At 68.2% G+C, this 4,244-nt stretch carries 2 protein-coding genes; one reads left to right on the top strand and one right to left on the bottom strand.

The genetic code is table 11. The features are described 5' to 3' along the window. Positions 1 to 2,003: nitrate- and nitrite sensing domain-containing protein (locus WA805_RS13260; protein ID WP_425242478.1), on the bottom strand; the 2,003-nt coding region annotated here is incomplete at its 3' end. A 1,501-nt stretch (positions 2,004 to 3,504) separates the two neighbouring features. On the opposite strand from WA805_RS13260, the gene WA805_RS13255 reads away from it, so the two are divergent. Next, positions 3,505 to 4,116 carry an FHA domain-containing protein gene (locus tag WA805_RS13255; protein ID WP_422288678.1) on the top strand — a complete coding sequence of 204 codons (612 nt, stop codon included), beginning with the start codon at positions 3,505 to 3,507 and terminating at the stop codon, positions 4,114 to 4,116. Positions 4,117 to 4,244 lie beyond the last annotated feature (128 nt).

Here is a 4,244-nt window from a genome sequence, read left to right as displayed (position 1 = left end):
CCTGGAGGCGGCATCGTGCTGAGGGCCGGAGTCGGAGCGGACAGCGACGGCGCGGGGCCGAAGTCGTCTGCCTCGAACTTGCGCAGCCTGCCGAGCGGCTGCCCCGACTCGGGCGCCGCCACCGACTCGGGCAGCCAGATCAGCGCGGTGAGACCACCGGACTGCGCGTGCCGCAGCCTGACCCTCACGCCGTGCCTGGCCGCCAGGCGGCCGACCACGAACAGGCCCATGCGGCGGGACACCGCGACGTCGACGACCGGCGGGTTGTCCAGCCGCCAGTTCGCGTGCGCCATCTCCTGCTCGGAGATGCCCACGCCGTTGTCGGTGATGTCGAGGAGCACGCCGCCACTGGTCAGCGGCTGGCCGGTCACGTACACCTGGGTGTCCTCCGGCGAGAACGTCGTCGCGTTCTCGACGATCTCCGCGACGAGGTGCACCACGTCGTTGACCGCCTGGCCGACGACCTGGATGCCGGGCTGGACGTTCAGCACCACCCGCTCGTACTGCTCGATCTCGGAGATCGCCGCGCGGAGCACGTCGACCAGCGGCACCGGCTGGCTCCACCGCCTGCTCGCCTCGTGGCCGGCGAGGACCAGGAGGTTTTCCGAGTTGCGGCGCATGCGGGTCGCCAGGTGGTCGAGCCGGAACAGGCTGCTGAGCCGGTCGGCGTCCTGCTCGCTTTGCTCCAGGTCGTCGATCAGCGCCAGCTGGCGCTCGATCAGCGACTGGCTGCGGCGGGACAGGTTGACGAACATGGCGTTCAGGTTGCCGCGCAGCATGGCCTCGTCGGCTGCCAGCCGGACCGCTTCCCTGTGCACCTGGTCGAAGGCCCGCGCCACCTCGCCGATCTCGTCGGTGGATGTCACGCCGATCGGCTCGATCTCGACGCTCTCGTCGCCGCCTTCGCTTTCGCTCAGCCGGCGCACCATATCGGGAAGCTTGCTGCCCGCCACCTCGAGTGCGTCGGCACGCAGCTTGCGCAGCGGCCGGATCATCGACCGCGCCACGAACGTGGTGATCAGCAGGACGAGGATCAGCAGCAGCAGCGTGACCACCGAAGTGATGATCGCGCTGCGCAGCGAGCTCGCCGCCAGCGAGTTGGCCTGCGCGGTGACCTGCCCGACCAGCCCGTCACTGACCTGGCGCATGTCTGAGATCTGCACGGCCTGCGTCTGGTACCAGCACTGCGCCTGCGACGTTTTGCCGCACGTCTGCGTCGTGCCAATCGTGGAGATCGACTGGTTCTTGCCCGTCAGGGCGACCGCGAGCGACTCTTCGCTCTTCGCGGCGTCCACCCGCGGGCCGCTGACGGTGTTGTTGAGGTTCTGCGCCTCGGTCACCGAGGCGTCCCCGATGAACTGGCTGGTGTCGGCCTGTTGCTGGGTCGCGGCCTGGTTCAGCGCGGTGAGCGCGACGGACGTCAGTCCCGGCGACGGGCTGGCCAGCGCCTGGTACAGGTAGGCGCGCTGCAGGGAGGCGTCATCCTCCATCCGCAGCAACGCGTTGAGCACCGTGACGTTGGTCTGCATCGAGGCGTTTCCCGTGCCGGCCGCGATGTCGTTACTGAACGTGTCGAACGGCCCGATCAACCGCTCGTCATACGTCTGGATGATCGCGAGCGGCGGGTACTGGGTCTTGAGCGCGGCCTGCCGGATCAGCGTCAGGTCGTTGATGCCGGCCAGCACGCCGTTGCTGAGGTCGAGCGCCGTCTGGGCACGGTAGCCGCTGTCGCCGGTGACGGCCGCGGCCTGCGAGCTGATCTCGGCGAGCGTGGCGTTCGTCGCGGCCTGAGCCTGGTTGACCTGGGCCTGCATCGCGGTGTTCGACTTGCCCGACGCGACAAAACCCGCGGTGATGTCCCGCTCATCGGCCAGCTGGCCGGCCCCCTTGACCACGAGGGCGTTGAGGTTCGCCAGCGTCTGCACGCGCTTGAAGGACGTGTAGTTCTCCACCGCGGTGGAGATCTGTATCGCGCCGAGGACAAGCGCGGTGAGCGTTGGCACCGCGATGATCGCGATGAGCCGCCAGCGTACTCGCCAGTTGCTCAGCGACCAGCGTGACCCGCTGCGTACCTGCTGGCTGGCGCCGCTGGCCTGGGACGGGGGCCGCCCGCCGACGCGGGCCGGCGTAACCGGAACTGGCAGGCCACTTTGTTCTGGGCCGCCAGGGCCGCCAAAGGCTCCCGCGCTGGGGCCGCCCTGACCTGGTCCGACGGCCAGCGGTCCGCCGTTCGGCAGACCACCGTCTCCGTTTGACGGAGACCCGGAAGGCGGCGGAGCACCGTTTCCGTTGGTCATCGATCGTCTACGCACTGCGCTCGCACCTCGCAGCTTTAAGCGCCACCTGGACCTCCACCGGGCAGCGAACGACGGAGCCGCTCATCATCGGCACGTCCCTCTCCCTTCCCTCAGCAACGATCGCTGCTGCACGGGCCGACAGGGCGGCCGAGACCCCTCTTCCAGCTAGCGTCACAAAACGGGTAGGGACATATAATCATCAATTGGGAGCCTCCGACTGGGCATTCACCCGGAATCACCCTGAACTTTGCCAAAGTCGAGTCCATGCTCTAGAACTTCGTCATCCGTGTAGAGCCTCGCGAACCCGTGAAATACGGGCGTCGAGCATCCGCCACACGGCGTGACCGCCTGCTCCCGCCGTGCCCGGGCGGCCACCGTGGCAGCGCTCGCACGCTGAACGCCGTACAAGATCGACGGTCGCCACCAGGCAATTAGCCGGCCTGGACCACGGTTAATCCCGGCTAATCCCGGCTGCGGGCTAGTTCCGCCGCCCAGCAGGCCGACCGATGACCGCGGTCCGGCGGTGCGGGAGACTCGGGCCCGGTTCCGCCCGGCGGGCTTAGCGCGGCCGCGCCAGCCATCCGGACGATCGGCCACGGCAGCGGACAATCGTCCCAAAATCCCTCGTTGCTTCCCGCGAGACAACTGACGGGTCTTTTGGCGGGGCGGATAAGGCTCGCTCTCCGACGACGGTTTAAATAACCATAAGGCCGTAAATTTCTGGCAGTTAATCGCCGGCCGCCTCCCCGGCACCGCTCCCCCGCCACCCGCGCGAGCGGCCCGCGGCCACTTCGCCCAGCCCAGGGCGACGTGCGGGGCGGGGCCGCACGCGGCTGCCGCTCGCCGGCGCCCGGCCGGAATAGTCGCGAACACGCGCCGCGAGATTTCGTGGCGAGTAGGGCGGACTCCGGCGGCAATGGCGGATCCATAGTCTGCTTGAGTCAGTTTTTCGCCCTGCCCTGGCCGGCCAAACAACGGGCGGGCGATGCGCCGGGCGCAATTGCGGAATGCGGCGGGTGCACTGCACACGATTGCTGCCTGACCCGAATGATTCGGTGCCGAAGTTTGCTAATTCAAGCGATGATCATTGCGGCCGGCGGCTGGGCCGTGGCGGCGATCACCCCGGCGGAGTAGGCGATCTCTAGAGCCAAGACGCTCTCGGGCGGTAAGGTAGCTGTGCAACAGCTAACCGCCCCATAGCAAGGAGATGGCGATCCTGACCTGCCCAGACTGCGGCGTCAAGGTGCAGCCGGAGGACCTGATCTGCTTCCGGTGTGGCGCTAACCTGCCGCACACACCGTACGCCGACGACGATATACCGTCGCCGACGGTCTCCCAGCAGTACCTCCGGCCGGGAGATGGCCGGGCCATGTGCCCCAACTGCGGCGCGATGGTGCAAGACCCAGCCGACGTGGTGTGCACCAACTGCAGGCAGCCGCTCCCTGGCGGCCGCCGCCGCATCTCTCCGATCGTGCTGCGGATCTCGTTCCCGACAGGAAACGTGGACGTGCCGGCGGGCACGTCCGTCATCCTGGGACGTGACCCGGCGCAGTCGCTCGTCGCCGCGGCGTTCAACCAGTACGACAACGTGTCACGGCGGCACGCGACGGTCATGGTCGATGATGGCGGCCGCGCCTCGATCCGCGACGAGGGGTCGACCAACGGGACCTTTGTCAACGGCGACCGGGTCCTGCCAGGGTCGGAGGTAAGGCTGGTCGACGGTGACCGTATCCGGCTCGCCGCGGACGTCACCGGTGACGTGTCGCTGCCCCGGGCCGAGCCAGACCCGGCGAGCCTCAGCCGCAACGGGTTCGTCTGACCGCTGGGCTCCGTTCCGCTTCTTCCTGGCGGGGCGTACCTGCGATCCCCGCCAGGAATATGCCGTAGATTCCACGTGCAGCTGTGTGCACGTGCATCCCGGAACGGATTAGTCATGTCGTCAGCGTC

Origin of the sequence: Trebonia sp. (genome assembly GCF_049794275.1) — a bacterium.
Lineage (GTDB): Bacteria > Actinomycetota > Actinomycetes > Streptosporangiales > Streptosporangiaceae > Trebonia.
The sequence above is the reverse complement of the archived record's forward strand: the minus strand, read 5'-3'. Positions and strand labels throughout refer to the sequence as shown.